The sequence below is a fragment of the Aquimixticola soesokkakensis genome (assembly GCF_900172375.1).
In the GTDB taxonomy this organism is placed as follows: Bacteria; Pseudomonadota; Alphaproteobacteria; order Rhodobacterales; family Rhodobacteraceae; genus Aquimixticola; species Aquimixticola soesokkakensis.
The window spans coordinates 199,011-223,616 of the sequence record NZ_FWFS01000003.1 but is presented as its reverse complement, the minus strand read 5'-3'; the positions used below and the strand labels follow the sequence as shown (position 1 = coordinate 223,616).

Here is a 24,606-nt window from a genome sequence, read left to right as displayed (position 1 = left end):
AGAGGCCGGGAAAGGCGAGAGGCCGGGAAAGGGGCGCTGAAAGGCGCCCTTTTTTGTGTCTGCGCGTTTATGTCTGCGCGCGATCGGCAGGCGCGCCTGTCACCTGCCGTTTTGAAAGGCGATCTCGACACAGCGCCATTGCGCCTCGCTTAGCAACCCGTCCCCGTCGCTGTCATAGCGCGCAAGGGCGGCGTCGAGTTGGGCGAGGAAGTCGTCTTGCTCGACAGGGGGGTGGCGTGGCGCAGGCGCGCGGTTGGGCATCGGGAGGTGCGGGTCTCTGTGCATGAGGGGCTCCTGTGGACTGTGCGAGGGGTCATATGGCCCCTCTCGCGGTCCAGCATGCCTTAACCTGTGTTAACAGGGTATTACCAATTGCGTGAGCAAGCGGTGATCGGCCTTAGCGGCGTGGCTGCACGCGTGGCTGGGCGCGTGATTGCGCGCGTGGATGCGCGGCAGCGTAGACATCCAGAAGGCGGGCGGTATCAACGGCGGTATAGGCCTGCGTGGTTGACAGGGACGCATGGCCCAGAAGTTCCTGAATGGCGCGCAAGTCCCCGCCTGCATTCAACAAATGCGTGGCAAAGCTGTGGCGCATGGCATGGGGGGTGACGGTGGACGGCAGGCCAAGTTGCAGGCGCGCCGCTTCGGTCACTTTGGCGATGCTGCGCGGGTTCAGCGCGCCGCCGCGCACCCCGCGAAACAGCGGCGCGTCGGGGGAAAGCGGGTGCGGACATAGGCGGACATAGGCGGCAACAGCGCGGGCGGCGGCGGGCAGAACAGGCACCAGCCGCTCTTTACCGCCCTTGCCGGTGATGCGCAGCGACTCGCCAAGCTCGGCCTGCGCGCCGCTGAGCGACAGCGCTTCGGAAATCCGCAATCCGCAGCCGTAAAGCAGGGTCACGACCGCCACGTCGCGCGCCGCAATCCATGGCGCGCTGGCTTGCAATTCCACGGTCGAAATCAGGTCGCGCGCGGCCTCTTGCGACAGGGGACGCGGTAGTTTGCGGGTAAATTTCGGCGCGCGGGTGGACAGGATTGCCGTGGGGTCAAAGCCCTCCCGCTCGGCGAGCCAGCGGGTGAAGCTTTTGACGGCTGACAGCGCGCGCGCCATCGAGCGGCTCGATACGCCGCGCCCGCGCTCGTGGGCCATCCAGGCGCGCATGTCGGTGATGCCCAGCGTCGCAAGCTGGGCAACGCCAAAGCTGTCCCCCAGATGCTGGCCCAGAAAGGCGAGCCAGCCGGTGACATCGCTGCGATAGGCGGTCACTGTGTTTGGTGCGCCGCCCGCCAGAGCCGACTGGTGGTCAAGCCAGCGCGACAGCGCATCGCGCAGGGCAGGGGACAGCGCAAGGCTCACCCGTTTGGGCCCAAGGGCGTCAGACCCGCCACGTCAAGACAGCCAGCGGCGCATGGTGCGCTCGAAAACACCGCCGAAAAAGGCGAGCAAATCAGTGCCTTGCGTGGGTTTGAACTGATGCGGGTCTTCAGCCCCCATCACCAGCATTCCCGGCAAACGTCCCGGCCCCAGATTGAGGCGCAGGCAGGCTTCGGAATGGATGTCCCCCGCAAGATCGCCGTAGATCGCATCGGTGTCGGGGGTGACCTGGCGCAGGGTGACCTGACGCAGCGGCACATTGCGCCCCAGCGTCAGATAGCTGTCGATAAAGCCGGTCTCGGTCGTGATCAGCGCGTTGCCAAGGCGCGAGGGCGTCGCTGTGCCCTCGGTCTGGCGGGTTTCCAGCACCAGCCGGATGGCATCGACGCGCAGCGTGCCGGCAACATCCGTGGTCAGAGTGGATAGAAAGCTTTCGAAATCCAGCGGCTCCATCAGCGCCAGAATCGCGCGGTGGATCTGGTTGGTGCCCGCAAGGTTTTCGTAGGCGGCCGCGATGACGCCGCGATGGGTGTCCTCAAGCCGGTCGAGCCGGTGTTCGAGGCGCTCCATGGCAATGCCGCGCAGATCGACAATATTGGTGCCCATGACCCGCTCGTTCGCGGCGACCAGCGCGCGCATCACTTCCGGGTCATCCAGAATCGTGTCGGGGTCGGAGATGATCTGCTCGCGCAGATCCTCCGCAGTCGCGGATGGATGTGTCATACTGCCTCGATATATCTGCCCGCCGGTTTGCCCGGTCTGCTGCTAGATATGACGGCTGACGCGGGGCAATTCAACTTTTTTCAGGGAAAACACGGCGCTGCTGCGCGCGCGGTTGCGGACTGTGGCGGATTGGCAAACAGTCGCGTCAGCCTGAGGCAGGGAAAGCGGGCGAGTGTTGGGTGGGGACAGGCGTAGGGCCTGTGGGGATCTTTGGCTGTCGAGGAAAAGCTGCGCGCTGCACCCGATGTGACGCCCATGTGAGAATATGTGAGGCCCATGTGCGCATGCGGCCCATGTCATACCCAGATGACACCAGTGCGAAATGCCACACGAACTGTGACCCGTGTCAGCGCCTTGAAATCGGGCAGAAGCCAAAGTCCAAGGGGCGACGCGACCCACAGAATACTCGTACAAACCCTCTCACGCCGCTGGAAAAGACACCCCCGGAAGCCTGAAAGCCGAGCGGAAAACCACGCCTCCGCGCTAGCCAAAGGCGTTTGCGGAGGCGCTGCGATCCCGTTCGCAACTCTTTACGTAGGGGGAAGTTAGGTCTTTGAGGGTCATATACCAATGGAGGAATTCCATACCTTTGGATATTTTTATGTGCAAAACTAACTAAATAGGCGGTGCGAGCGGCCCGAAATCTGTGTGGAAAGACATAAAAATCGCCCTCTAAGGGGCGCGTTCTCTGCCGCTTTGACCTGGCGTATAACATTTTCTTATAGGTCGGAGCGGGGGGACTCGCGGCCCGCCCTGTCGTGATGTCCTTTGTTTTGTGCGCACTTGCGGCGGTGGCAAGGCGGCGGCTGTCAGAGGGTTTTCGTCCTCTTCGTTGCGCCCTATATACCTTGGGCATGACGGGATCGGCGGGCACATCTTTGAGCACATTTTTTAAGCAGGCGGATTTTGCCTCTGGCAATCTGGTGGCGGTTCTGACGACGCAGCCGCTTGATCGTTTGCTTGACTATAAGGCCCCCGAGGGGGGCTGTTCGGTCGGGGACTTTGTCATCGTTCCTCTGGGCCCGCGCAAGGTTCTGGGCTGTGTTTGGGGCAAGGGGGCGGGCGGCTTCGACCTGTCCAAGGCGCGCTCGGTGATGGCGGTGCTTGATTGCGCGCCGATGCGTGACGAGATGCACCAGTTCCTCACCCGCGTGGCCGATTACACGCTGACCCCGATGCCTGCGATGCTGCGCCTTGCCACGCGTGCGCCGGGGCTGATGGACCCGCCCTCGATGCGCAAGGTGTTCCGGCGCGGTGCAGGCCAGCCCAAGCGGCGCACCGATGCGCGCGACAAGGTGATTGCGGTGCTCGATGAGTATGGCGGGCTGTCTTTCACCCTGCGCGAACTGGCCGATATGGCGGGGGTGACGCCGCAGGTGGTCAAAGGTTTGCTGCCCGAGGGCGTGGTGCGCGAGGAGGAGGCACCGCGCGATCTGCCCTATCCGCGGCTGAACCCGATGGCGGCGGGCAAAGACTTGACGGGCCCGCAGGCAGAGGCGGCCACTGTCTTGCGCGGGCGGGTCGGCGCGCAGGCCTATTCGACCACGCTGCTCAAAGGGGTCACGGGATCGGGCAAAACCGAAGTCTACCTCGAAGCCGTGGCCGAATGTCTGGCCAAAGGGCGGCAGGCCCTGGTTCTTTTGCCGGAAATCGCGCTGACGGCGGAGTTTCTGGACCGTGTCGAGGAGCGCTTTGGCGCCAAACCTGCCGAATGGCATTCCGGCGTGACCATGACCGAGCGCCGGCGCCTGTGGAAAATGGTTGGCACGGGGGACGCGCAGATGGTGATCGGCGCGCGCTCGGCCCTGTTCTTGCCGTTCCAGAATCTCGGGTTGATCGTGGTCGATGAGGAACATGACACCTCCTACAAACAGGAGGACGGCGTTCATTACAACGCCCGCGACATGGCGGTGATGCGGGCCTCCCTGTGTTCGGCGGCAGTGGTTCTGGCGTCGGCCACGCCCGCGCTGGAATCCTGGGTGAATGTGCAGGCGGGCAAATATCATCGCCTCGATCTGGAAAGCCGCTATGGCCCTGCGGTGATGCCGCAGATGCGCGCACTGGACATGCGCATCGACAAACTGCCCGCCAATCGCTGGATTTCGCCCCAGCTTGAAACCCATGTGCGCCTGCGGATGGAGCGGGGCGAGCAAAGCCTGCTGTTTCTCAACCGCCGCGGCTATGCGCCGGTCACGATCTGTCGGGCCTGCGGGCACCAGATCGCCTGTGATCACTGCGACAGCCGCATGGTCGAACACCGCTTTCTCAAACGGCTGGTCTGCCATCAATGCGGCGAGACCAAACCGATGCCAGACGCCTGCCCGTCCTGCGCGGTGGAGGGCAAACTGGCCCCCGTCGGTCCCGGAGTCGAGCGGTTGGCAGAGGAGGTCACCGAGCGCTTCCCCGAGGCCTCCGTTGCTGTTCTGTCGTCGGATTTGTTCGGCTCGGCGCGCGCGCTCAAGGAGCAGATCCGCACGATCGCGCAGGGCGACACGCAGATCATCATCGGCACGCAGCTTGTCGCCAAGGGGCACAACTTTCCCAATCTGACGCTGGTGGGGGTGATCGACGCCGATCTGGGGCTGCAAGGATCGGATCTGCGGGCGGCGGAGCGGACCTTTGCGCTGATGCGCCAGGTCGCGGGGCGCGCGGGGCGCTCGGAGAAAGAGGGCCTTGCCCTGCTGCAAAGCTACCAGCCCGAGCATCCCGTCATCCGCGCCATTCTGGCAGGGGACGAGGAAGGGTTCTGGCAGGCCGAGGCCGACGAGCGCCGCCAGGCCGGTGTGCCGCCGTTCGGGCGCATGGCGGGAATCATCCTGTCGGGCCCCGATGTGCAGGAGGTCTTTGCGACCGCCGGCCAGATGGCGCGCGCCACCCGTCCCTTGCTCGAGATCGGTGCGCAGGTTTTCGGGCCCGCCCCCGCACCGATTGCCCGCGTGCGCGGCAAGCACCGCGTGCGCCTTCTGGTCAAGGCCGCAAAAACCGCCCCCCTGCAGGCGGCGTTGTCGCGGTGGCTGGGCGGCGTGCGGGTGCCGCCCAACGTGCGGGTGCAGATCGACATCGACCCGCAAAGTTTCTGGTGATCGCGGCCGGTGTTGCGGCCGGTGTGTTGCGGCCGGTGTCGCCGTTACGCAAAAACGCAGATATATCCGTGCAATCACGGTGGATCGACAGGGCGATACCGGCGCGCTAGACACGTCAAATGATAAAGACGCTCCCCCTTGCCCAAGGCAAAGCCCTTCCGCTGCATCGCCGCCCCGTGGCGCTGTTGTTCTTGATGTCCTTCGCGATGCCGCTGGCGTTTGCGACGTGGAACGCTTTGCTCAACAACTTTGTGGTTGAGGTTGCAGGCTTTACCGGCGTCGAAATCGGCTGGCTGCACACGCTGCGCGAAATTCCCGGGTTCTTGTCGTTCCTTGTGATTTTCGTGCTGATGGTGATGCATGAACAGGTCGCGGCCTTGCTGGCTTTGGCGACCCTGGCGCTGGCCACGGCCGTTACGGCATGGTTTCCCACCATTGGCGGCATCATGACGGTGACGGTGATTTCTTCCATCGGCTTTCACTATTTCGAGGCTGTGAACCAGTCGTTGCAATTGCAATGGCTTACCAAGGACGAAGCGCCCAAGGTGTTGGGTCTGCTGGTCGGTGCGGGCTCTGCGGCTTCCCTGATTTCCTACGGCGTGCTGATGGTGACCTTCGATGCGCTGGGGCTGAGCTATAACATCGTTTATCTGGTGTCGGGCGGGCTGTCGTTGATCATCGTGATCTACTGTGCGCTGGCGTTTCCGCGGTTTCAGGCCGCCGAGCCGCAGCTCAAAGGGTTTGTCTTGCGCCGCCGCTACTGGCTTTACTATGCGCTGCAGTTCATGGCCGGTGCGCGGCGCCAGATTTTCGTGGTCTTTGCCGCCTTCATGATGGTCGAGCGCTTCGGCTTTGCCGTGCATGAGGTCACCGGCCTGTTTTTGATCAACTTTTTGGCCAATATGCTCTTTGCTCCGCTGATGGGCGGGGTGCTTGCGCGTTTTGGCGAGCGGCGCGTGTTGATGGCGGAATATCTCGGCCTGATCGGGGTGTTTCTGGCCTATGGCGGAGTCTACTGGATGGGCTGGGGCGTGATCGTGGCCGCAACGCTTTATGTGATTGATCACATGTTGTTCGGCCTCGCTTTTGCCCTCAAAACCTATTTCCAGAAGATTGCCGATCCGCAGGATATCGCGCCGACCGCGGCGGTTGCCTTTACCATCAACCATATCGCAGCGGTGTTCCTGCCGGCGGCACTGGGGTATCTTTGGGTGGTGAACCCGTCCTCGGTGTTTTTGCTGGCGGCGGGCATGGCGACCTGTTCGCTGGTGCTGGCGCTGTTGATCCCGCGCCATCCTCTCAAAGGTCGTGAAACGGTGCTTTCGGGGCGCGTCCCGGTGGCCACGGCGGCTGAATAGGTTCGGCCTGTAGATCGGGCCTGAATAGATCGGGCCTGCGCAAAACGTGATCGCGCGCGCAGGGGCGGCCTCTTGGATTGCGGCGCAGGGGTGTTACATCTGCGGTGAGCGGCGTTTCGTTCCGCGCGGCCGCGCCTGTAGCATTCGCCTGCAGCGTTGGCCCGCAACTTGGGAACGTCAGAGTTTGAGACAGATTTTGAGGGAGACAGCAATGTTCGGACTGAGCCTTGGCAAGAAAGACGACATGGTCGCACCGCAGGAAGCGCTGGTCGGGCGTGAGACGGCGCTGCCCACCGCGCAGGAGCATTTCGTGTTCCACCGTCCCCTCAAGGCCGCGATCCCCGATGGCTTTGAGGAGGTCGTGTTTGGCATGGGCTGTTTTTGGGGCGTCGAGCGGCTGTTCTGGACCCTCGATGGCGTCTATAACACCGCCGCGGGCTATGCGGGCGGCTACACGCCCAACCCCACCTATGAGGAAGTCTGTTCGGGGCGCACCGGCCATACCGAAGTCGTGCGCGTCGTTTTCGACCCCGCGGTGATCAGCTTTCCCGAATTGCTCAGGACCTTTTGGGAAGGGCATGATCCCACTCAGGGAATGCGGCAGGGCAATGACCGTGGCACGCAGTACCGTTCGGCCATCCTGACCACCTCGCAGGCGCAGGCCGCCGCTGTCGAGGCGTCCAGACTGACGTTTCAAGAGCGCCTTGCTGCTGCGGATTATGGCACAATTACGACTGAATTTTTGCAACTACGTGATTTCTTCTTTGCAGAGGCCTATCATCAGCAGTACCTTGCAAAGAATCCCGCCGGCTACTGTGGCCTTGGCGGGACAGGCGTGACCTGTCCGATTGGTATTCCTGTTCCGGAATAACATGAGCGCACGTCTTTATGATTGTTCTGGGGGTTGTTAATGACTGATCTGCAAGGGCTTGCTCCTGCGAAACGCATTCACATCATCGGTGGTAGCGGCGTGGGGACCTCCACACTTGCCCGCTCGATGGCGTCGCTGCTGAAAAGTCAGGCCTTTGATACCGACGATTTCTACTGGCATCCCACAGATCCGCCTTTTTCCCAGAAACGCAGCGTCGCCGAGCGCCTCGACCTGATGGAGCAGACCTTTCTGCCACGTCGCGATTGGGTGCTCTCGGGCGGGCTTGCGTCCTGGGGCAGCTCGCTGCAACACCGCTTTACCCATGTTATCCTGATGACACTTGATCCCGAGGTGCGCCTCGCACGCCTGCGCCACCGCGAACGTTTGCGCTATGGCACTGCGATCGAAGAGGGCGGGGTGATGGAAGCGGGCTATCGCGCCTTTATGTGCTGGGCAAGCGGCTATGATCACACCCATTTTCGCGGCCGCTCTATCGCGCGCCACCGCCGTTGGCTGGATGCGCTTGACTGTCCGGTGTTCGAACTGGATGCCTCTGCGCCGCCCGATCAACTGGCTCTGACCGCGCTGGACCTTGTGACGCAGGCACCAGAGCGCAAGAGCGTCCCGCTTGGCGCCACCCAGCGGTTGCGCCGTCTGGGGTAACCCTTTGGCGTCATGCCACCGCCTCGCACGTCCTACGCCTCGCACGCTCTACGCCCCGCACGTCCTACGCCCCGCACGTCCCACGCCCGTCGATCACGCACTGCCCTTCTCCAAACGGGCGCTGACATAGCGTGTCGGGCGTGACGCCGGTTTGCCTGCCCGATTGCGCGCTGGGCGCGCGGGCGCTACGAGGGGACAACTGCAGTTTGCGAGGGCTCCTTTGATGACCACTTTCACCGCCTATACCAAAACCCGTGGCAAGGCCCCCGCCGAGGCGCTGGGCCAGTTGCTTGAGGACCTCGACGAGGCCCCCACGGGCGTCGGCGTCTTCGAAATCGAGGACGGTTCGGGCCTGTACGAGGTTGCCGCCTATTTCGAGGAGGCGCCCGACGAGGTGACGCTGGCGCTGTTGGCCATGTCGCAAGAGGCCGACCCGTTCATCATTTCCGAATTGCCCGAAACCGATTGGGTGGCCCATGTGAAACGTGAACTCACCCCCGTCGAGGCGGGACGGTTTTTCGTTTACGGCAGCCATGATGCCGACAAGCTGCCCGCGGGGCGCATCGGCCTGCTGATCGAGGCGGCGATGGCCTTTGGCACCGGCCACCACGGCACGACGCTGGGGTGTCTGCGGGCCTTTGACAAGCTTGTCGAACAGGGGCGCCTCTTTGAAAATGTCGCGGACATCGGGGCAGGGACGGCTGTGCTTGGCATGGCGGCGGCGCATGTCACCCCAAATCCGGTGATTGCGTCGGACATCGACCAACAAGCGGTCGATGTGTCGCGCGCGAATGTGGTGGCAAACGGGTTGGAGGGCCGGGTGATCTGTCTGGAGGCGGCGGGATTTGCCCATCCCGATATCCTCAAGGCCGCGCCCTTTGATCTGGTCTTTGCCAATATCCTGAAAAAGCCGCTGATCGGTCTGGCGCCCGACATGAAATCCTATGTCCAAAGCGGCGGTATCGCGATTCTTTCGGGGATTCTCAATGAGCAGGCCGAAGAGGTGATCGGCGTTTATGCGCAAAACGGGTTCAATCTTGTTGAACATGCGCGCATTGTTGAGTGGTCGACACTGGTGCTGGAACGCAGCTAATTTGAAATAGTCGAAATGTGGCGAAATTTCTTGGAATTGCCCCTTTTGGGTCATTCTGCCTCATTCTCGCCACATTTCGCCGTAAATTGGTCATTGTCGGTGGGGGCCGATAACCAGTGAGTTTCCGCAATGGCCTACGCCAATAGCAGAGAATTTTACAGCCGGATCCACAAGATCGAAAAGCGCAAGAAACGTCTCGCACGCGGCTATGCGCTTGAGGTCAAAAAGAACGGCATCGTCGAAGCCCGCCCGGTGCGTCAGGGCATCCGGTTTCCCTACCGGATGCTGTTTGTGATCCTCGCTATGGTGATGGCGTTCAAGGCTTTCGTCTACGCCGACATCGGTCCTGCCGCTTATAACGAACATGTTGCAGCGCTCGCGGACGGTTCCATGGCCGAAAAGGCGGGCGCATGGGCGATGACGGCCGATACATTCACCGTGTGGATGGCCGCGCAGCTGAACCTATACGTCCTCTAGGGCTTTCAAATCTTTCCGAGCAATGCGCTTTTTCCCCAATTGCGCGCATTGCGCTACGGATACGACCCGCGCCTGTTCCCTCCGGCGCGGGTTTCCTGTTTTCGGGGGAGGGGCGCGCGCGGATCGCCTCTTGTACTCTGTCGGCGTATCGCCTCTTGGCGGATGTTCTCTTTTCGTGCTACTCAAATCTTAACGAGAATAAACGAGCAGGTAGAACATGCGTGTTTTGGGGATCGACCCGGGCTTGCGCAATATGGGCTGGGGCATCATCGATGTGACAGGACCGCGCATCAGCCATGTGGCAAACGGCATTTGCCATTCCGATGCAACGCAGGATCTTGCGCAGCGTTTGCTGTCCTTGTTTGACCAGCTCAGCGATGTGTTGCACCGCTTTGCGCCCGATTGCGCGGCCGTCGAGCAGACTTTTGTCAACAAAGACGCGGTCGCCACGCTCAAACTGGGTCAGGCGCGCGCGGTGGCGCTGCTTGTGCCCGCGCAGGCGGGCTTGCCGATTGGTGAATATGCGCCCAATGCGGTGAAAAAGGCCGTTGTGGGCGTGGGCCATGCCGCCAAGCAACAGGTCGAACATATGATCAAGCTGCAACTCCCGAATGTGACCCTGAACGGGCCGGATGCGGTGGACGCGCTTGCCATCGCCATTTGCCATTCGCATCATGCGCAAAGCTCGAATAGATTGACGGCTGCGCTGGCCAAGGCCGATGCGCGCGCTGCTGGGAGTACGAGATGATTGGCAAACTGACCGGAACGCTGGATTTTCGCGGCCAGGATCACGTGCTCATCGATGTGCGCGGCGTGGGCTACATCGTGTACTGCTCGGATCGCACCCTACGGATGCTGCCCGCGCGCGGCGAGGTGGTGGCGCTTTACACCGATCTTTTGGTGCGCGAAGACAACTTGCAACTGTTTGGCTTTGCAACGCTTTTGGAAAAGGAATGGTACCGCTTGCTTATTTCTGTCCAGGGCATCGGCGCAAAGGCGGCCATGGCGATTTTAGGCACTTTGGGGCCGGAGGCCACGGGACGCGCCATTGCGCTTGGCGATTGGAACGCAGTCAAAGCCGCGCCTGGCGTGGGGCCGAAAATCGCGCAGCGCGTGGTGATGGAACTCAAGGACAAGGCCCCTGTGGTGATGGCGATGGGCGCGAGCCTTGGTGAGGCGCTGGCGCAGGCGGGCGACGATGACGCGGTGATCGAGGCGGCGGCCCCCGCGGCCAAGCGCAGCGCGCCCAAAGCCGCGCCCAAAGCCGCGCCCAAAGCCAATGCCTCCGCAGAGGCCGAAGCCCTGTCGGCCTTGCAAAATCTCGGCTATTCGCCCTCCGAAGCCGTGGGCGCGGTGGCGCAATCGGCCAGTGACGCGCCCGATGCCGATACGTCGACCCTGATCCGTGCGGCGCTCAAGCTGCTGGCGCCAAAAGGATAACCCGTGGAAACACCCGACCCCACCCTGCGCCCCGAACGCCGCCCCGAGGATGCCGACCGCGCCTTGCGCCCGCAGGGGTTGGATGAATTCATCGGCCAGCACGAGGCCCGCGCTAACCTGCGCGTCTTTATCGAGAGCGCCAAGATGCGCGGCGAGGCGATGGATCACGCGCTGTTTCACGGTCCGCCGGGTCTGGGCAAGACCACCTTGGCGCAAATCATGGCGCGTGAGCTGGGCGTCAATTTCAAAATGACCTCCGGGCCGGTGCTGGCCAAGGCCGGTGATCTGGCGGCGATTCTGACCAATCTCGAGCCGCGCGATGTGCTGTTCATTGACGAAATCCACCGGATGAATCCTGTGGTCGAGGAGGTGCTCTATCCGGCGATGGAGGACTTCGAACTCGATCTGGTAATCGGGGAGGGGCCCGCCGCGCGCACGGTACGTATCGAACTTGCGCCCTTTACGCTGGTGGGGGCGACAACGCGGCTGGGGCTTTTGACGACGCCGCTGCGCGACCGTTTCGGCATTCCCACGCGGTTGCAATTCTACACCGTCGAGGAGCTGCACCAGATCGTCACGCGCGGCGCGCGGCTTCTCAACATTCCCACCGAGGATGCGGGGGCCTATGAAATCGCAAAGCGGTCGCGTGGCACGCCGCGCATCGCCGGTCGGCTGTTGCGGCGCGTTGTGGATTTCGCGCTGGTCGAGGGCAACGGGACGATCACCAAGGCCATTGCGGACAATGCGCTGACGCGGTTGGGGGTCGATCATCTGGGGCTGGACGGCGCGGATCGCCGCTACCTTGGCATGATCGCGGAAAACTTCGGCGGCGGGCCTGTCGGCGTGGAAACCTGTTCGGCGGCACTGTCGGAAAGCCGCGATGCCATCGAGGAAGTGATCGAGCCGTTTTTGCTACAGCAGGGATTGCTGCAACGCACGCCGCGCGGCCGGATGCTGACGCAAAAAAGCTGGCGGCACATGGGGCTTGAGCCGCCGCGCGCGCCCGATCAAAGCGATATGTTCGGCTAAGCGGCTGGACATTTGCGCGCCCTTGGGCCCAAAAAGAGCGCAGCAATTGACGGAGGCCCCATGACCCAAGCGCTGACCCCCGAAGACATCGAAGGCTTCTTTACCCGCGCCAATGGCGACTATGTATTTGCGCGCTGGAACCGTCCCATCGCGCCGGTGGTGTTCGGCGTCGAGGAAGACACTTTGCAAGTCGTCAAGGGCGCAATCGAGAATTGCGTGGTGATCGCAGGGCATGAGATGGCCGAAACCGATCCCGAATTGGGCGTCAACCTCATGGTGTTTTTTCTCAGTGACTGGAACGAGTTACTCGAGGTGCCCAAACTGGGTGAGTTGATCCCCGATCTGGACTCCCGCGTCGCGCAGCTTTTGGCGCGCGATGCCCATCAATACCGCGCGTTTCGCTTCGATGAGGCGGGCGGGATCAAGGCCTGCTTTACCTTTGTGCGCATGGGCGGGGCGATGGACACGGTTCCTGCGGATGTGATCGCGCTGACGCAGGCGGTTCAGGCCATGCTGCTGTGGTCCGATACCGCCTTTACCCAGGACAGCCCGCTTGGCGCGACACCCGATGGCCCCATTGTTCGGGCCGATGTCGCCAATGTGCTGCGCGCGGCCTATGATCGGGTGCTGCCGGTGGCGGCGCGCGACCCCTCCCATGCGCTGCGGGTCTTTGCCCGCGCCACGGCGGAGTGACCGAGCATGGCGACCCAAGCGCATCATTTCGCCTGCCATGTCTACTACGAGGACACCGACCTTGCGGGCATCGTCTACTACGCGAATTATTTCAAATTTATCGAACGGGCCCGGACCGAATGGGTGCGCGATCTGGGCGTTGACCAGCGGGCGCTCAAGGCCGAAGACGGTGTGGTCTTTGCGGTGCGCCGTGTCGAGGCCGACTACCTCAGCCCTGCGCATTTCGATGATGATTTGCTGGTGGAAACGACGCTCGACAGTCTTTCGGGCGCGCGGATCGTCTTGAAACAGGAGGTCAAGCGGGCGGGGGAAGTTCTGTTTTCGGCCCTTGTAACGCTGGTTGCCATTGGCGCTGCGGGCCAGCCTGTGCGCCTTCCGGCAACAATTCGCCGAAATCTGCACTGAAGGGCGCGATTTGCGCGCGATTGTTTCGCCAACTCACACAAGAGTTATGGCAGAGCCCCTGCGAATAAGCTATTTCAACTGGTAACGAGAGCCGTGCAGTGACGCGGCCCGACTGGCGGAAAGAGCGGTTTATGGATACTCAAACACTGGCGATGGCGCAGGAACTCGATTTCTCGCTGATCGCTTTGTTCTTGCGGGCGACCTTTGTGGTCAAACTCGTGATGCTGATGCTGATCGCGGCGTCTTTCTGGTCGTGGTCGATCATCGTCCAGAAACACATCCAGTTTCGCAAAACCCGCGCCGATAGCGCACGCTTTGACGAAGCCTTCTGGTCGGGGGAGCCGCTGGACGAGCTTTACGAGCAGATCGGCAACAGCCCGCAAACCGGCGCCGAGCGCGTGTTTTTCGCCGGCATGACCGAATGGCGCCGTTCGCACCGTGCCGATGGCCGTTTTCTGGCCAATGCCCAAAGCCGGATTGACCGCTCGATGGATGTGGCGATCGCCAAGGAGGCCGAAAGCCTCAACAGCCAGCTTTCCATTCTGGCGACAACGGGGTCCGTGGGGCCGTTCGTGGGGCTGTTCGGCACGGTTTGGGGCATCAAGACCGCTTTTGAAGACATCGCCATGGCGCAATCGACCAACCTGGCCGTTGTGGCCCCCGGCATCGCCGAGGCCCTGCTGGCGACGGCTCTGGGCCTGCTTGCCGCTATTCCGGCGGTGGTGTTTTACAACAAGCTGCAGGCGGACGCCGATCACATCCTCGGGGGCTACGAAAGCTTTGCGGATGAATTTTCCACCATCCTGTCGCGCGAATTGGACGCCTGAGCCATGGGCGGAGGCGTGATGAAAAAGGGCGCAGGCGGCGGGCGCAGGGGCGGACGCCGTTCGCGCGGACGTTCTGCGGCGATGTCGGAAATCAACGTCACGCCCTTTGTGGACGTGATGCTGGTGCTGTTGATCATCTTCATGGTGGCCGCGCCGATGTTGACGGTCGGTGTGCCGGTGGAACTGCCCAAGACCGCCGCGACCGCCCTGCCGCAGGAGCAGGAAGAACCGCTGACCATCACGCTGACGGCGGACGGGCGTACGCTTTTGATGTCCAACGAGGAAGACGAGACCGATCTGGTGAGCAAACTCACCGCGATTGCCGCGGAGCGCACGGATGACAAGGTGTTCCTGCGCGCGGATGGCGCCATTCCCTACGAGCGCGTTGTGCAGGTCATGGGCGCGCTGAATGCGGGCGGGTTTCGCAACATCGGTCTGGTGACTGATACAGGCGGGCCGGCGATGAACGGCACCACCGGTTCGAGCAACTGACGAAACGTCGAGGGTCGAGTGAACACAGGCCAGTATATTTCCGGCGCAGCCCATGGCGGGTTGATCCTCTGGGCTTTGCTCGGGGGGATTTTCGTGCGCCCGAATGATATTGCGATGCCCAGTCAGGAAGTCTCGCTCATCTCCGGCGCGGAATTTGCGGCGCTCACGGCCCCGCGCGAGGCCCCCGAGGTGACCACCACACCCCCCGCGCCCCAGCCCCCCGCCAGCGATCCAACGCCCCAGACGCCGACGCCCGATGCGCCCGCGCCAACCCCCGTTCCCGTGCCCGAACCGACCCCCGCGCCCGAGGCCGAAACCGTGCCTGCGGTGCCCCAGGCGCTGCCCACGCCCGTCGATCCCGCGATCCCCGAAAGCCCTGCCGAGCCGTCGTTTGAGGAACAGGGCGCGAATGCCCCCGCGATTCCGAACCGCGAGCCGACGCCGCGCCCCGTGAACCGCGTTGCGCCCGAAGCGGTGATCAACCCCGAACCGACGCCCGAGATCGCCGACACCGCACAGGCCGAAGTGGCCCCCGACGCGCAAGCGCCCGTCGAAACGGTCAAACCCGAACAAGCGGCCGCAGCCCCCGAAGAGGCCACGACCGAAATCGTGACCGAGGCCGAAACGCCCAACGGCATGGCTTCGTCGCCACGCCCGCAATCGCGCCCGCCCTCGATCGCGCGCGCCGCTCAGGCCGCGAAAGAGGCGGCAGAGGCTGCCGCGCAAGCCGCCGCCACGCCCGACGAACCCGCGCCCCAGACACCGGCAACGCCCGCACCGGCAACGCCCGCACCCGCGGCGGAACCCGATTCCGTGGCCGATGATGTGTTTGCGGCCATCGCCGCAGCGCAGGGTGAAACCGCAGCCGCCCCCACGACCCGCACCGGTCCGCCAATGACCAGCGGCGAGCGCGATGCGCTGCGGGTTGCCGTGGCGCAGTGCTGGAACGTCGGCGCAATGTCGTCGGAAGCCATGCGCACCGTGATCACCGTCGAGGTGAAGATGTCACAAGATGGCAAGCCAGACGCAGGGTCGATCCGCCTGATCGGACAGCAGGGCGGTGACAATGCCGCCGCGCAAGCAGGCTTTGAGGTCGCGCGGCGGGCGATTATCCGCTGTGGTGCGAATGGATTTAATTTGCCGGTCGAAAAATACGACCAATGGCGCACAATCGAGATGACGTTCGATCCCGAACAGATGAGGTACAAATGACACTGTTTTCTGCTGCCAGCCGCCTGACATCGGGTCTGCTGCTTGGGCTTTCGCTTGCGGTGTTGGGCCATGCCCCCGCAGCCCTCGCGCAAGAGGCCAACGGCCCGCTACGCATCACCATCGACCAGGGGGTGATCGAGCCGGTGCCGCTGGCCATCCCTGATTTCATCGCAGAGACTCCGCAAGCGGCCGAAATGGCGCGCATGATTTCCGAAGTCGTGGCCTCCGACCTTGTGGGGACCGGTTTGTTTCGGGAAATCCCGCCCTCGGCTTTCGTGAGCCAGATCACCAATTTCGCAAGTCCCGTGCAATATTCCGACTGGAAAGCGATCAACGCCCAAGGGCTGGTGACCGGCGCTGTGACGCAGGATGCCTCGGGGCGGTTGAACGTGAAATTCCGCGTGTTTGACGTGTTTTCGGACGCGCCTTTGGGCGAGGGTCTGCAATTTGGCGGCTCGACCACCAGTTGGCGGCGCATCGCGCATAAAGTGGCCGATGTGGTCTATTCGCGCATCACCGGCGAGGGGGCGTATTTCGACAGCCGCGTGGTGTTCGTGGCCGAAAGCGGCCCCAAGGACGCGCGCCTCAAACGTCTGGCGGTGATGGATTATGACGGCGAGAATGTTCAATATCTCACCGGCGATCAGTCCATCGTGCTTGCGCCGCGCTTTTCGCCCTCGGGGGATCGTGTGCTCTACACCTCCTATGAAACGGGCTTCCCCCAGATCATGCTTTTGGATGTCGCCACCGTGTCGCGCACGCCGCTGGCGGTGCCTGCCGAAAGCATGACCTTTGCGCCGCGCTTTTCGCCCGATGGCACAACGGTGGTGTTTTCCCTGACCCAAGGCGGCAACACGGATATCTATTCGATGCCGGTGATGGGGGGCGGGATGACCCGGCTGACCAACACGCCCTCGATTGAAACCGCGCCGTCGTTTTCCCCCGACGGGTCGCGCATCGTGTTTGAAAGCGACCGCTCGGGCAGCCAGCAGCTGTATATCATGCCCGCAAATGGCGGTGAGGCGACGCGGATTTCCTTCGGCGACGGGCGCTATGGCACCCCCGTCTGGTCACCGCGCGGCGATCTTGTGGCCTTCACCAAACAGGCCAACGGGCGTTTCCACATCGGCGTGATGCGCACGGATGGCTCCGAAGAACGCCTGCTCACGGCCTCTTTCCTTGACGAAGGCCCGACTTGGTCCCCCAATGGGCGCGTCATCATGTTTACCCGCGAAGGCGCGGGGGCGGGCGGCGAGGCGGCGCTGTATTCGGTCGATATCTCCGGGCGCAACCTGCGCCGCGTGACCACGCAAGGCGCGGCGTCAGACCCCGCTTGGTCGCCGCTTTTGCAATAGAGTCTTGCCCCCGCCCGATTGGCGGGGGCTTTGCCACATCTCCGCGCGGGTGCGGAGCCGATAAAAACGCCAGTCACACTGGCCCGATAAACGGCGAGGACAGCCAAATGAAAAAACTTTCGACTGCCATTCTTCTGGTCGCAGCCCTCGCGGCAAGCGCCTGTACCAATCCCAACCGCTTCAAAAACGGCTCCGGCGGCGCCGCGGATGGCCTCAATGGCGGCATGAGCACCGGCATTGACCAGAACGGTCTGGGCGGCGTGAACGACCCCCATTCGGTGGCCTATTTCAACCAGCAGGTCGGGGATCGCATCCTGTTCCTCGTCGACCAATCCACCCTCTCGGACACCGCGCGCACCGTGTTGCAGGGCCAGGCCAACTGGCTGGTGAACAACCCCGGCTACACGGCCATCATCGAAGGCCACGCCGATGAGCAGGGCACCCGCGAATACAACCTTGCGCTGGGTGCGCGCCGCGCCGCTGCGGTGCAGGAATTCCTGATCGCCCAAGGCATCGCGCCCTCGCGTCTGCGCACGGTGACCTATGGTAAGGAGCGTCCGCTGGCGGTGTGTTCCGAAGAAAGCTGCTACGCGCAAAACCGTCGCGCCGTGACCGTTCTTGCGGCGGGCGCTGGCGTCTGATCTAGCTGACCGCGTAAAATGGCGCGCGCAAAAGGCGTTGCGCGCGCCGACAAAAAGGATTTTGCGATGACCTTCCGGTTTCTGACCGCTTTGACCCTGCCGCGCGCCGTTGCGGGCGCTGCTTTTGCCGCATCCCTGGCGCTCTGCCTGCCTGCGCAGGCGCAAGACAGCGCCACTTTGGCCGATATCCGCGCCGAGGCCTCGACACTGGCCGCGCAAATTGTGGCGTTGCGGCAGGAAATGAACGGTTCGGGCGCAACGCAAAGCGCGAATTTTGCTCAGGCCGGCGTGTTGGAAAAAGTCGACCTGATCGAAGCGCGTCTGACGCAACTCACCAACCAGCTGGAAGAATTGCAGTTTCGTGTGAACCGCGTGGTCGAGGACGGGACCAACCAGCTCGACGATCTCAATTTCCGTATCTGTGAACTTGAGGCGGGCTGCGACATCGGCAATCTGCCCCCCCTTGCCCCGCTGGGCGGGGGCAGTGGCACCAGCGCGACCCCGACCTCTGTGGCGCCCGCGACTCCGAGCGGGGGCGACATGCCCCAGCTTGCCATCAACGAACAATCGGATTTCGACGCCGCCAAATCCATGCTGGACGGTGGCGCATATGAGGGGGCGCTGAGCGCCTTTGCGACATTTACAGAAACCTATCCCGGCGGTCCGCTGACCCCTGCGGCGATGTATTATCGCGGCGAGGCCTTGCTGGCGACGGGGCGGGCGTCGGATGCGGCGCGGGCCTATCTTGAGGCCTATTCAACCGCTCCCGAGGGCAACATGGCCCCCGATGCGCTGTTGCGCGTGGGCACGACGCTGGCCTCTTTGGGGCAAACCGACAAGGCCTGCGTGATGCTGGGCGAAGTGATGAGCCGCTACGCCGGATCGCAAGCCGCAAGCGATGCGACCTTTTCGCGCCAAAGCTTGGGCTGTTCCTGATTGGCGATGGCCCGGAACACGTCAGGGTGAGCGCGCCCAACATCCCGTTTCTGTTACATTGTATCGCGAGCGCCTTCGCGCATGACAAACCGCGCGCGGTGGGGGTCGCGGTGTCGGGCGGCGGCGATTCCATGGCGATGCTGCGGCTGATGGTGGAGTGGGCAGGGCGCGAGAAAATCACCCTCCATGCGGTGACGGTCGATCACGGGCTGCGGGCCGAGGCCGCGCAGGAGGCCCGCTTCGTCGGGGATACCTGCGCCGCCCTCGGGGTGTCGCATGATATTTTGCGCTGGGACGATTGGGATGGCAGCGGCAACCTGCAAGGTGCGGCGCGGCGCGCGCGCTATACGCTGATCGGGGAGTGGGCGCGCGGGCGCGGCCTTGGTTGCGTTGCGCTGGCCCATACCGCCGACGATCAGGCCGAAACGTTTTTCATGCGTCTGGCGCGCGAGGCGGGGCTGGACGGGTTGACCGGCATGGCGCGGCGGCGTGAGGAGGGCGGGCTGACCTGGGTACGCCCGCTGCTGATGCAGGAACGCTTCGAGCTGCGCGCCTATCTGCGCGAAATCCGCCAGCCGTGGATCGACGACCCCTCCAATGACGATGCGGCCTTCGAGCGGGTGAAAGCCCGCAAGGCGATGGGCGAATTGGCCCCGCTTGGCATCGACATGCATGTGGTGGGGCGGGTGATGGATCATCTGGCGCAGGTGCAACAGGCGCTCGACGTGGCAACGCAGGCACACGCGCGCAGCTGCCTGCGGGTCGCGGGCGGGGCCTTGTGCATCAACCGGCGCAAATTTGGCCAGGCGGCGCCCGAAATCAACCGCCGTCTGATGTCTCAGGCGCTGCGCTGGCTGTCTTCGGCGGATTACGGCCCACGGGCGATGGCGCTTCAGGACTTCCTCAGCGCGCTGTTGCGCGGGCGTGCGGCAACCCTGCATGGCTGTCGCTTGCTGGCGGGCAAGGAGGAGGTCTGGCTGCTGCGCGAGTATGGGGCCATTGCCGGTCTTGCGGTGCCTGCAGGGGCGCTTTGGGACCAGCGCTGGCAGCTGAAATGTGAGCAAAGCGAAGGGCTTGTGATCCGCGCTTTGGGCAGTGACGGGCTTGGGGCGCGGCCCGAATGGCGCGCATCGGGCCTGCCGCGCGAAGTGCTTGAGGTCTCGCCGGGGCTGTGGCAAGGCGACAACCTGCGCGTCGCGCCGCTTTTGGACAGCGGGTCGGACGGCCTTTGGACGGTGCCCGATGGCGTTCACTTCTTTTCAACGCTTTTATCGCATTGAACTTGGGCCGCTGATCCCTATTTTAGAGAAACAATCTGTCGGGCCTCCGACAGAGATGAGTTTTGAGGAGAATTCCCGTGGGCAACGCGAGAAACATCGCATTTTGGGTCGTGCTGTTTTTGCTGATCCTGACGCTGTTCAATCTGTTCAGCGGCAATGCGACGACGATGAACACTGGCGAGATGAGCTATTCCGAGTTTGTGCGTCAGGTCGACAACGGTGATGTGACGACCGTCACGATTGACGGCGAGCGCGTCCTGTTTCGCGGTAGCGACGGCAGCAACTATTACACGATCAAACCGCAAGACGCCGAGGTGACCAGCAAACTGTTGGCCGACGGTGTGACGGTGAACGCCAAAGCACAGGAGGAAAGCGGGTTCCAGACGATCCTGATGACATTCCTGCCCTTTGTGCTGCTGATCGGCGTCTGGATCTATTTCATGAACCGCATGCAGGGCGGCGGCAAAGGCGGTGCGATGGGCTTTGGCAAATCGAAAGCCAAGCTGCTCACCGAAAAGCATGGCCGCGTGACCTTTGACGACGTGGCCGGCATCGATGAAGCCAAAGAAGAGCTGGAAGAAATCGTGGAATTCCTGCGCAATCCGCAGAAATTCTCGCGTCTGGGCGGCAAAATCCCCAAGGGTGCGTTGCTGGTCGGGCCTCCGGGGACGGGGAAAACCCTGCTGGCGCGCGCGATTGCGGGCGAGGCGGGCGTGCCGTTTTTCACCATTTCGGGCTCTGATTTCGTCGAGATGTTTGTCGGTGTCGGTGCGAGCCGTGTGCGCGACATGTTCGAACAGGGCAAAAAGAACGCGCCCTGCATCATCTTTATCGACGAAATCGACGCCGTGGGCCGCTCGCGCGGTGCCGGCTATGGCGGCGGGAATGACGAGCGTGAACAGACCCTCAACCAGCTGCTGGTCGAGATGGACGGGTTCGAGGCCAACGAGGGCATTATCCTTGTGGCTGCCACTAACCGCCCCGACGTGCTGGACCCGGCGCTGTTGCGCCCCGGTCGCTTTGACCGTCAGGTGCAGGTGCCCAATCCCGATATCAAGGGCCGCGAGAAAATCCTCAACGTCCATGCGCGCAAAGTGCCCCTTGGTCCCAACGTCGATTTGCGCGTGATTGCGCGCGGCACGCCGGGGTTCTCGGGCGCGGATCTTGCGAACCTTGTGAACGAATCGGCGCTGATGGCGGCGCGTGTCGGGCGTCATTTCGTGACGATGGAAGATTTCGAAAACGCCAAGGACAAAGTGATGATGGGGGCCGAGCGGCGGTCCATGGTCATGACCGAGGACGAAAAGAAACTGACCGCCTATCACGAAGCAGGCCACGCGATTGTCGGTCTCAACGTGCCCCAGCATGATCCGATCCACAAAGCGACGATCATCCCGCGCGGGCGCGCGCTTGGTCTGGTGCTGTCCTTGCCCGAACGCGACCAACTGTCGGTGAGCTACACGAAATACACCTCGAAAATCGCGATGGCGATGGGCGGGCGTGTCGCGGAGGAGCTTATCTTTGGCAAGGAAAACGTCACCTCTGGCGCCTCCTCGGATATCCAGCAGGCCAGCCGCATCGCGCGCGCCATGGTCACGCAGTTCGGCTATTCGGATGAGCTTGGGTTTGTCGATTATGCCAATGAGCAGGACAGTTATCTGGGCAACTACGGTGGCGGGACCAACCATTCCTCCGACACCCAGAAACTGATCGACGACAAGGTCAAGGAAATCATCGACAACGGCTATAACGAAGCCAAGCGCATCCTGACCGAAAAGAACGAGGATCTCGAACGTCTTGCGCAGGGTCTTTTGGAATATGAGACGCTGACGGGCACAGAGATCACGCGGGTGATCGCAGGTGAAGCGTTGAACCGGGGCGATGACGACGATACGGACCAAGGCAACGCGCCCTCCGTGACGGCCATTCCCAAGACCCGCTCCAAGCCAAAAACAGAGGGCGACAGCGGTTTGGAGCCGGAGCCAACCTCGTGATCCGTTCGATTTGGACGTGACAGAATGAGAGAACGCCGCGCAGGAAACTGTGCGGCGTTTTTATGCGCCTTCACGGGTTTGCCACATGGCTGTGCGATAAGGCGGCAATACTGAAAAGGAGCCGGAAATGGCCGATAAACTTGCCAGGAAACGGACAGCGTCCTCAAAGAAACCGCCCAAGCCGACACCCGTGTTGGAAACGGGCTGGAATCCTGCCCTCTATGAGCAGTTCCATGACCTGCGGCTGCGTCCGGCGTTGGATTTGATGGCGCGGGTGCCGACCTTGCCCAAGGGGCGCGTGGTGGATTTGGGCTGTGGCAACGGGGCGGCGGGGCCTGCGCTGTCGCTTCACTTTGCTGACCGCTCGATTATCGGGGTCGATGCCTCGCCAGAGATGCTGGCACAGGCAAGCGACAACGGTGCTTATAAATATTGCGAATTGGGGGATGTGCGGAGCTGGGAGCCGCCCAAACCGCCTGCGCTGATCTTCAGCAATGCGGTTTTGAACTGGGTGCCCGGGCATGACACGGTTTTGCCGCGCCTGACGGGGGTGTTGCGAGCGGGGGGCGTGTTGGCCTGTCAGATGCCCGACCAGCATGATGCGCCAAGCCACAAGCTTGCACGCGAGGTTGCCGCAGCCCTGTTCCCGGATCGGTTTTCGACGCCGCGCCCGCTTCATGTTCGCGACATGGCGTTTTACGCAGATCTTCTGGACGGCTTGGGGCAAGCCGATGTCTGGACCTGTACTTATGTTCAGAAAATGGATGCGAGCCGTGAGGAGCATCCTGTGGTCACCTTCACCCGTGCGACCTACCTCAAGCCCTATCTTGAGGCGCTTTCAGAAACGGATCAGGCGCTCTACCTTGCGCAATACAGTCGCGAAATCGAAGCGGCCTATCCGCGTACGGCGGGGCGGGCACTCTGGTTTCCCTTCCGCAGGCTCTTTGCCGTGGTCAAAATACCCGAGTGAGCGCGAGAGCGGGCCTCATCGCTGCGTGAACGGGATTGCTGCGTTAGCGGGATCGTTGCGTGGGCGGGGCCGCCATGCGGGGGCATCCGCGGCTGGACCGCGCCTTAGGTGCCAAGTCGCGAGCCAACAAATGGCGCGCAGGGCAAGATGCGGGATTAGAGAAGCAGCAAGAACACAGCGCTGAACATCAGGCCAAGACCAAAACATGCGGGGATTGCGATAGCTGCGGATTTCATAACTCATCTCCTTTGTGACACCAAGACAACGCGCGGACCGTCAAAAATGTTCCACAAGCGTCTGGCGCGGTCTTTCACAGCCTAAGTCCCACGTGTTAAAGCCCCCTTAACACTGTTCGTGATGGCGCCTCGAAGTGATCTGGTCGCTTGGACGGACACCCCTGTCAGGAGCGCCCAGATGTCCCCTTATCGCCCCGCTGCACAGATCGGTTCCATGGCCGAACTGCGCGCTGAAATTGACCGGCTGGATCGGGATCTGGTGGAGGCGCTGACGATCCGCCAAAGCTATATCGACCGTGCCATCGACCTGAAGCCTGCCGAGGGCATCGCCGCCCGCTCGCATAGCCGTGTCGCGGATGTGCTGGAAAAAGTGCGCGCCAAGGCCGAAAGCACCGGCTTTGATCCCGAGCTGGCCACGCGGCTCTGGCGCGAAATGATCGAGACCTCTATTGCTCGCGAAGAACAAACCCTCGGCACCGCAGGAGATATGACATGACCGCAACCCGCATCGACGGCAAAGCCTTTGCCGCGACCGTTCGCGAAAAGGTCGCAACCCATGTGACCCGCCTCAAGGAAAGCCACTCAATCACGCCGGGCCTTGCGGTGGTGCTGGTGGGCGAGGATCCGGCAAGTCAGGTCTATGTGCGTGCCAAGGGCAAGCAGACCGTCGAAGTGGGGATGAATTCCTTCGAACACAAGTTGGAGGCGGACACATCCCAAGCCGATCTGCTGGCACTGATTGACCAGCTTAACAGCGACCCTTCGGTTCACGGCATTCTGGTGCAATTGCCGCTGCCTGCGCATCTGGACGAGGCGCTGGTGATCAACGCGATCGATCCCGCAAAGGACGTTGACGGGTTTCATATTTCCAATGTCGGATTGCTTGGCACGGGGCAAAAGTCGATGGTGCCCTGCACCCCGCTGGGCTGTCTGATGCTGCTGCGCGACCAGCTTGGGTCGCTCTCGGGGAAATCTGCGGTGGTGATCGGCCGCTCGAACATCGTGGGCAAGCCGATGGCGCAACTGCTGCTGGGCGATAGCTGCACGGTGACCATTGCCCATTCGCGCACCCAAGACCTCGCGGCAGTGGTGGCGCAAGCCGATATCGTGGTGGCTGCCGTGGGACGGCCCGAAATGGTCAAAGGCGACTGGATCAAGCCGGGCGCGACGGTGATCGATGTGGGCATCAACCGCATCGACGCCCCCGAGCGGGGCACGAACGAGGACGGCACGACCAAGACCCGCCTTGTGGGCGATGTGGACTTTGCCTCCGTGGCCGCGGTGGCAGGGGGCGTGACACCGGTGCCGGGGGGCGTGGGGCCAATGACCATTGCCTGCCTGCTGGCCAATACGGTCACGGCCTGCTGTCGCGCGCATGATGTGGCCGAACCCGAGGGGCTGACTGCGTAATATTCACAAGAATATTCACGCAGATATACTTTTGTATTTTTTA

Annotated in this window: 25 protein-coding genes; 22 read left to right on the top strand and 3 right to left on the bottom strand. The window is 62.7% G+C overall.

The window, feature by feature from the left end; all coding sequences use genetic code 11:
* Positions 1 to 99 precede the first annotated feature (99 nt).
* The 3 genes from AQS8620_RS16830 to AQS8620_RS05500 all read right to left on the bottom strand — a co-directional run bounded on the left by AQS8620_RS16830 (position 100) and on the right by AQS8620_RS05500 (position 2,098).
* Positions 100 to 285, bottom strand: a complete 186-nt coding sequence (locus AQS8620_RS16830) for a hypothetical protein (RefSeq protein WP_143267428.1) — start codon at positions 283 to 285, stop codon at positions 100 to 102.
* 112 nt (positions 286 to 397) lie between these two features.
* A complete protein-coding gene (locus tag AQS8620_RS05505; protein ID WP_085835842.1) occupies positions 398 to 1,357 on the bottom strand; it encodes a tyrosine recombinase XerC in 960 nt (319 codons plus the stop codon).
* A 33-nt stretch (positions 1,358 to 1,390) separates the two neighbouring features.
* Positions 1,391 to 2,098, bottom strand: a complete 708-nt coding sequence (locus AQS8620_RS05500) for a DUF484 family protein (protein ID WP_085835841.1) — start codon at positions 2,096 to 2,098, stop codon at positions 1,391 to 1,393.
* An 854-nt stretch (positions 2,099 to 2,952) separates the two neighbouring features.
* On the opposite strand from AQS8620_RS05500, the gene AQS8620_RS05495 reads away from it, so the two are divergent.
* From AQS8620_RS05495 to folD, 22 genes are all read left to right on the top strand, one after another.
* On the top strand, positions 2,953 to 5,181 hold the full coding sequence (locus AQS8620_RS05495) for a primosomal protein N' (RefSeq protein ID WP_085835840.1): 2,229 nt from the start codon (positions 2,953 to 2,955) through the stop codon (positions 5,179 to 5,181).
* 119 nt (positions 5,182 to 5,300) lie between these two features.
* Complete coding sequence (locus AQS8620_RS05490) at positions 5,301 to 6,539, top strand: MFS transporter (RefSeq protein ID WP_085835839.1); 1,239 nt, start codon at positions 5,301 to 5,303, stop codon at positions 6,537 to 6,539.
* Between the two features lie 211 nt (positions 6,540 to 6,750).
* Positions 6,751 to 7,410: a peptide-methionine (S)-S-oxide reductase MsrA gene (msrA, locus tag AQS8620_RS05485; protein WP_085835838.1), complete on the top strand. Its 660-nt coding sequence runs from the start codon at positions 6,751 to 6,753 to the stop codon at positions 7,408 to 7,410.
* Positions 7,411 to 7,449: 39 nt separating this feature from the next.
* Entirely contained in the window at positions 7,450 to 8,073 is a 624-nt protein-coding gene (locus AQS8620_RS05480) for a P-loop NTPase family protein (protein WP_085835837.1), read from the top strand.
* A 223-nt stretch (positions 8,074 to 8,296) separates the two neighbouring features.
* A complete protein-coding gene (locus AQS8620_RS05475) occupies positions 8,297 to 9,166 on the top strand; it encodes a 50S ribosomal protein L11 methyltransferase (protein WP_085835836.1) in 870 nt (289 codons plus the stop codon).
* 129 nt (positions 9,167 to 9,295) lie between these two features.
* Positions 9,296 to 9,643 carry a hypothetical protein gene (locus tag AQS8620_RS05470; RefSeq protein ID WP_085835835.1) on the top strand — a complete coding sequence of 116 codons (348 nt, stop codon included), beginning with the start codon at positions 9,296 to 9,298 and terminating at the stop codon, positions 9,641 to 9,643.
* A gap of 217 nt (positions 9,644 to 9,860) precedes the next feature.
* Entirely contained in the window at positions 9,861 to 10,391 is a 531-nt protein-coding gene (gene ruvC / locus AQS8620_RS05465) for a crossover junction endodeoxyribonuclease RuvC (protein WP_085835834.1), read from the top strand.
* Entirely contained in the window at positions 10,388 to 11,083 is a 696-nt protein-coding gene (ruvA, locus tag AQS8620_RS05460) for a Holliday junction branch migration protein RuvA (protein ID WP_085835833.1), read from the top strand. The genes ruvC and ruvA overlap by 4 nt, the downstream gene beginning before the upstream one ends.
* Positions 11,084 to 11,086: 3 nt before the next feature.
* The gene (gene ruvB, locus AQS8620_RS05455; protein WP_085835832.1) at positions 11,087 to 12,112 is read left to right on the top strand and encodes a Holliday junction branch migration DNA helicase RuvB; all 1,026 of its coding nucleotides are present in this window, start codon (positions 11,087 to 11,089) and stop codon (positions 12,110 to 12,112) included.
* 60 nt (positions 12,113 to 12,172) lie between these two features.
* On the top strand, positions 12,173 to 12,805 hold the full coding sequence (locus tag AQS8620_RS05450; protein ID WP_085835831.1) for a hypothetical protein: 633 nt from the start codon (positions 12,173 to 12,175) through the stop codon (positions 12,803 to 12,805).
* A 6-nt stretch (positions 12,806 to 12,811) separates the two neighbouring features.
* The gene (gene ybgC / locus AQS8620_RS05445; protein WP_085835830.1) at positions 12,812 to 13,210 is read left to right on the top strand and encodes a tol-pal system-associated acyl-CoA thioesterase; all 399 of its coding nucleotides are present in this window, start codon (positions 12,812 to 12,814) and stop codon (positions 13,208 to 13,210) included.
* A 131-nt stretch (positions 13,211 to 13,341) separates the two neighbouring features.
* Entirely contained in the window at positions 13,342 to 14,037 is a 696-nt protein-coding gene (tolQ, locus tag AQS8620_RS05440; RefSeq protein WP_085835829.1) for a protein TolQ, read from the top strand.
* 3 nt (positions 14,038 to 14,040) lie between these two features.
* A complete protein-coding gene (tolR, locus tag AQS8620_RS05435) occupies positions 14,041 to 14,529 on the top strand; it encodes a protein TolR (protein ID WP_085835828.1) in 489 nt (162 codons plus the stop codon).
* Positions 14,530 to 14,547: 18 nt separating this feature from the next.
* Positions 14,548 to 15,741 (top strand): cell envelope integrity protein TolA, encoded by a 1,194-nt coding sequence (gene tolA, locus AQS8620_RS05430; RefSeq protein WP_085835827.1) that lies wholly within the window; start codon positions 14,548 to 14,550, stop codon positions 15,739 to 15,741.
* The gene (gene tolB / locus AQS8620_RS05425) at positions 15,738 to 17,096 is read left to right on the top strand and encodes a Tol-Pal system beta propeller repeat protein TolB (RefSeq protein WP_085835826.1); all 1,359 of its coding nucleotides are present in this window, start codon (positions 15,738 to 15,740) and stop codon (positions 17,094 to 17,096) included. Before tolA ends, tolB begins: the two co-directional genes overlap by 4 nt.
* 107 nt (positions 17,097 to 17,203) lie before the next feature.
* Positions 17,204 to 17,737 carry a peptidoglycan-associated lipoprotein Pal gene (gene pal / locus AQS8620_RS05420; protein WP_085835825.1) on the top strand — a complete coding sequence of 178 codons (534 nt, stop codon included), beginning with the start codon at positions 17,204 to 17,206 and terminating at the stop codon, positions 17,735 to 17,737.
* A gap of 66 nt (positions 17,738 to 17,803) precedes the next feature.
* Complete coding sequence (ybgF, locus tag AQS8620_RS05415) at positions 17,804 to 18,673, top strand: tol-pal system protein YbgF (protein WP_085835904.1); 870 nt, start codon at positions 17,804 to 17,806, stop codon at positions 18,671 to 18,673.
* Between the two features lie 26 nt (positions 18,674 to 18,699).
* On the top strand, positions 18,700 to 19,953 hold the full coding sequence (gene tilS / locus AQS8620_RS05410) for a tRNA lysidine(34) synthetase TilS (RefSeq protein WP_143267427.1): 1,254 nt from the start codon (positions 18,700 to 18,702) through the stop codon (positions 19,951 to 19,953).
* Positions 19,954 to 20,030: 77 nt separating this feature from the next.
* A complete protein-coding gene (ftsH, locus tag AQS8620_RS05405) occupies positions 20,031 to 21,947 on the top strand; it encodes an ATP-dependent zinc metalloprotease FtsH (protein WP_085835824.1) in 1,917 nt (638 codons plus the stop codon).
* Positions 21,948 to 22,074: 127 nt separating this feature from the next.
* Positions 22,075 to 22,917: a methyltransferase domain-containing protein gene (locus AQS8620_RS05400; protein WP_085835823.1), complete on the top strand. Its 843-nt coding sequence runs from the start codon at positions 22,075 to 22,077 to the stop codon at positions 22,915 to 22,917.
* A 414-nt stretch (positions 22,918 to 23,331) separates the two neighbouring features.
* Positions 23,332 to 23,649, top strand: coding sequence for a chorismate mutase (locus tag AQS8620_RS05395; protein WP_085835822.1), 318 nt, complete (start codon positions 23,332 to 23,334; stop codon positions 23,647 to 23,649).
* The gene (gene folD / locus AQS8620_RS05390; RefSeq protein ID WP_085835821.1) at positions 23,646 to 24,563 is read left to right on the top strand and encodes a bifunctional methylenetetrahydrofolate dehydrogenase/methenyltetrahydrofolate cyclohydrolase FolD; all 918 of its coding nucleotides are present in this window, start codon (positions 23,646 to 23,648) and stop codon (positions 24,561 to 24,563) included. Before AQS8620_RS05395 ends, folD begins: the two co-directional genes overlap by 4 nt.
* Positions 24,564 to 24,606: the final 43 nt, after the last annotated feature.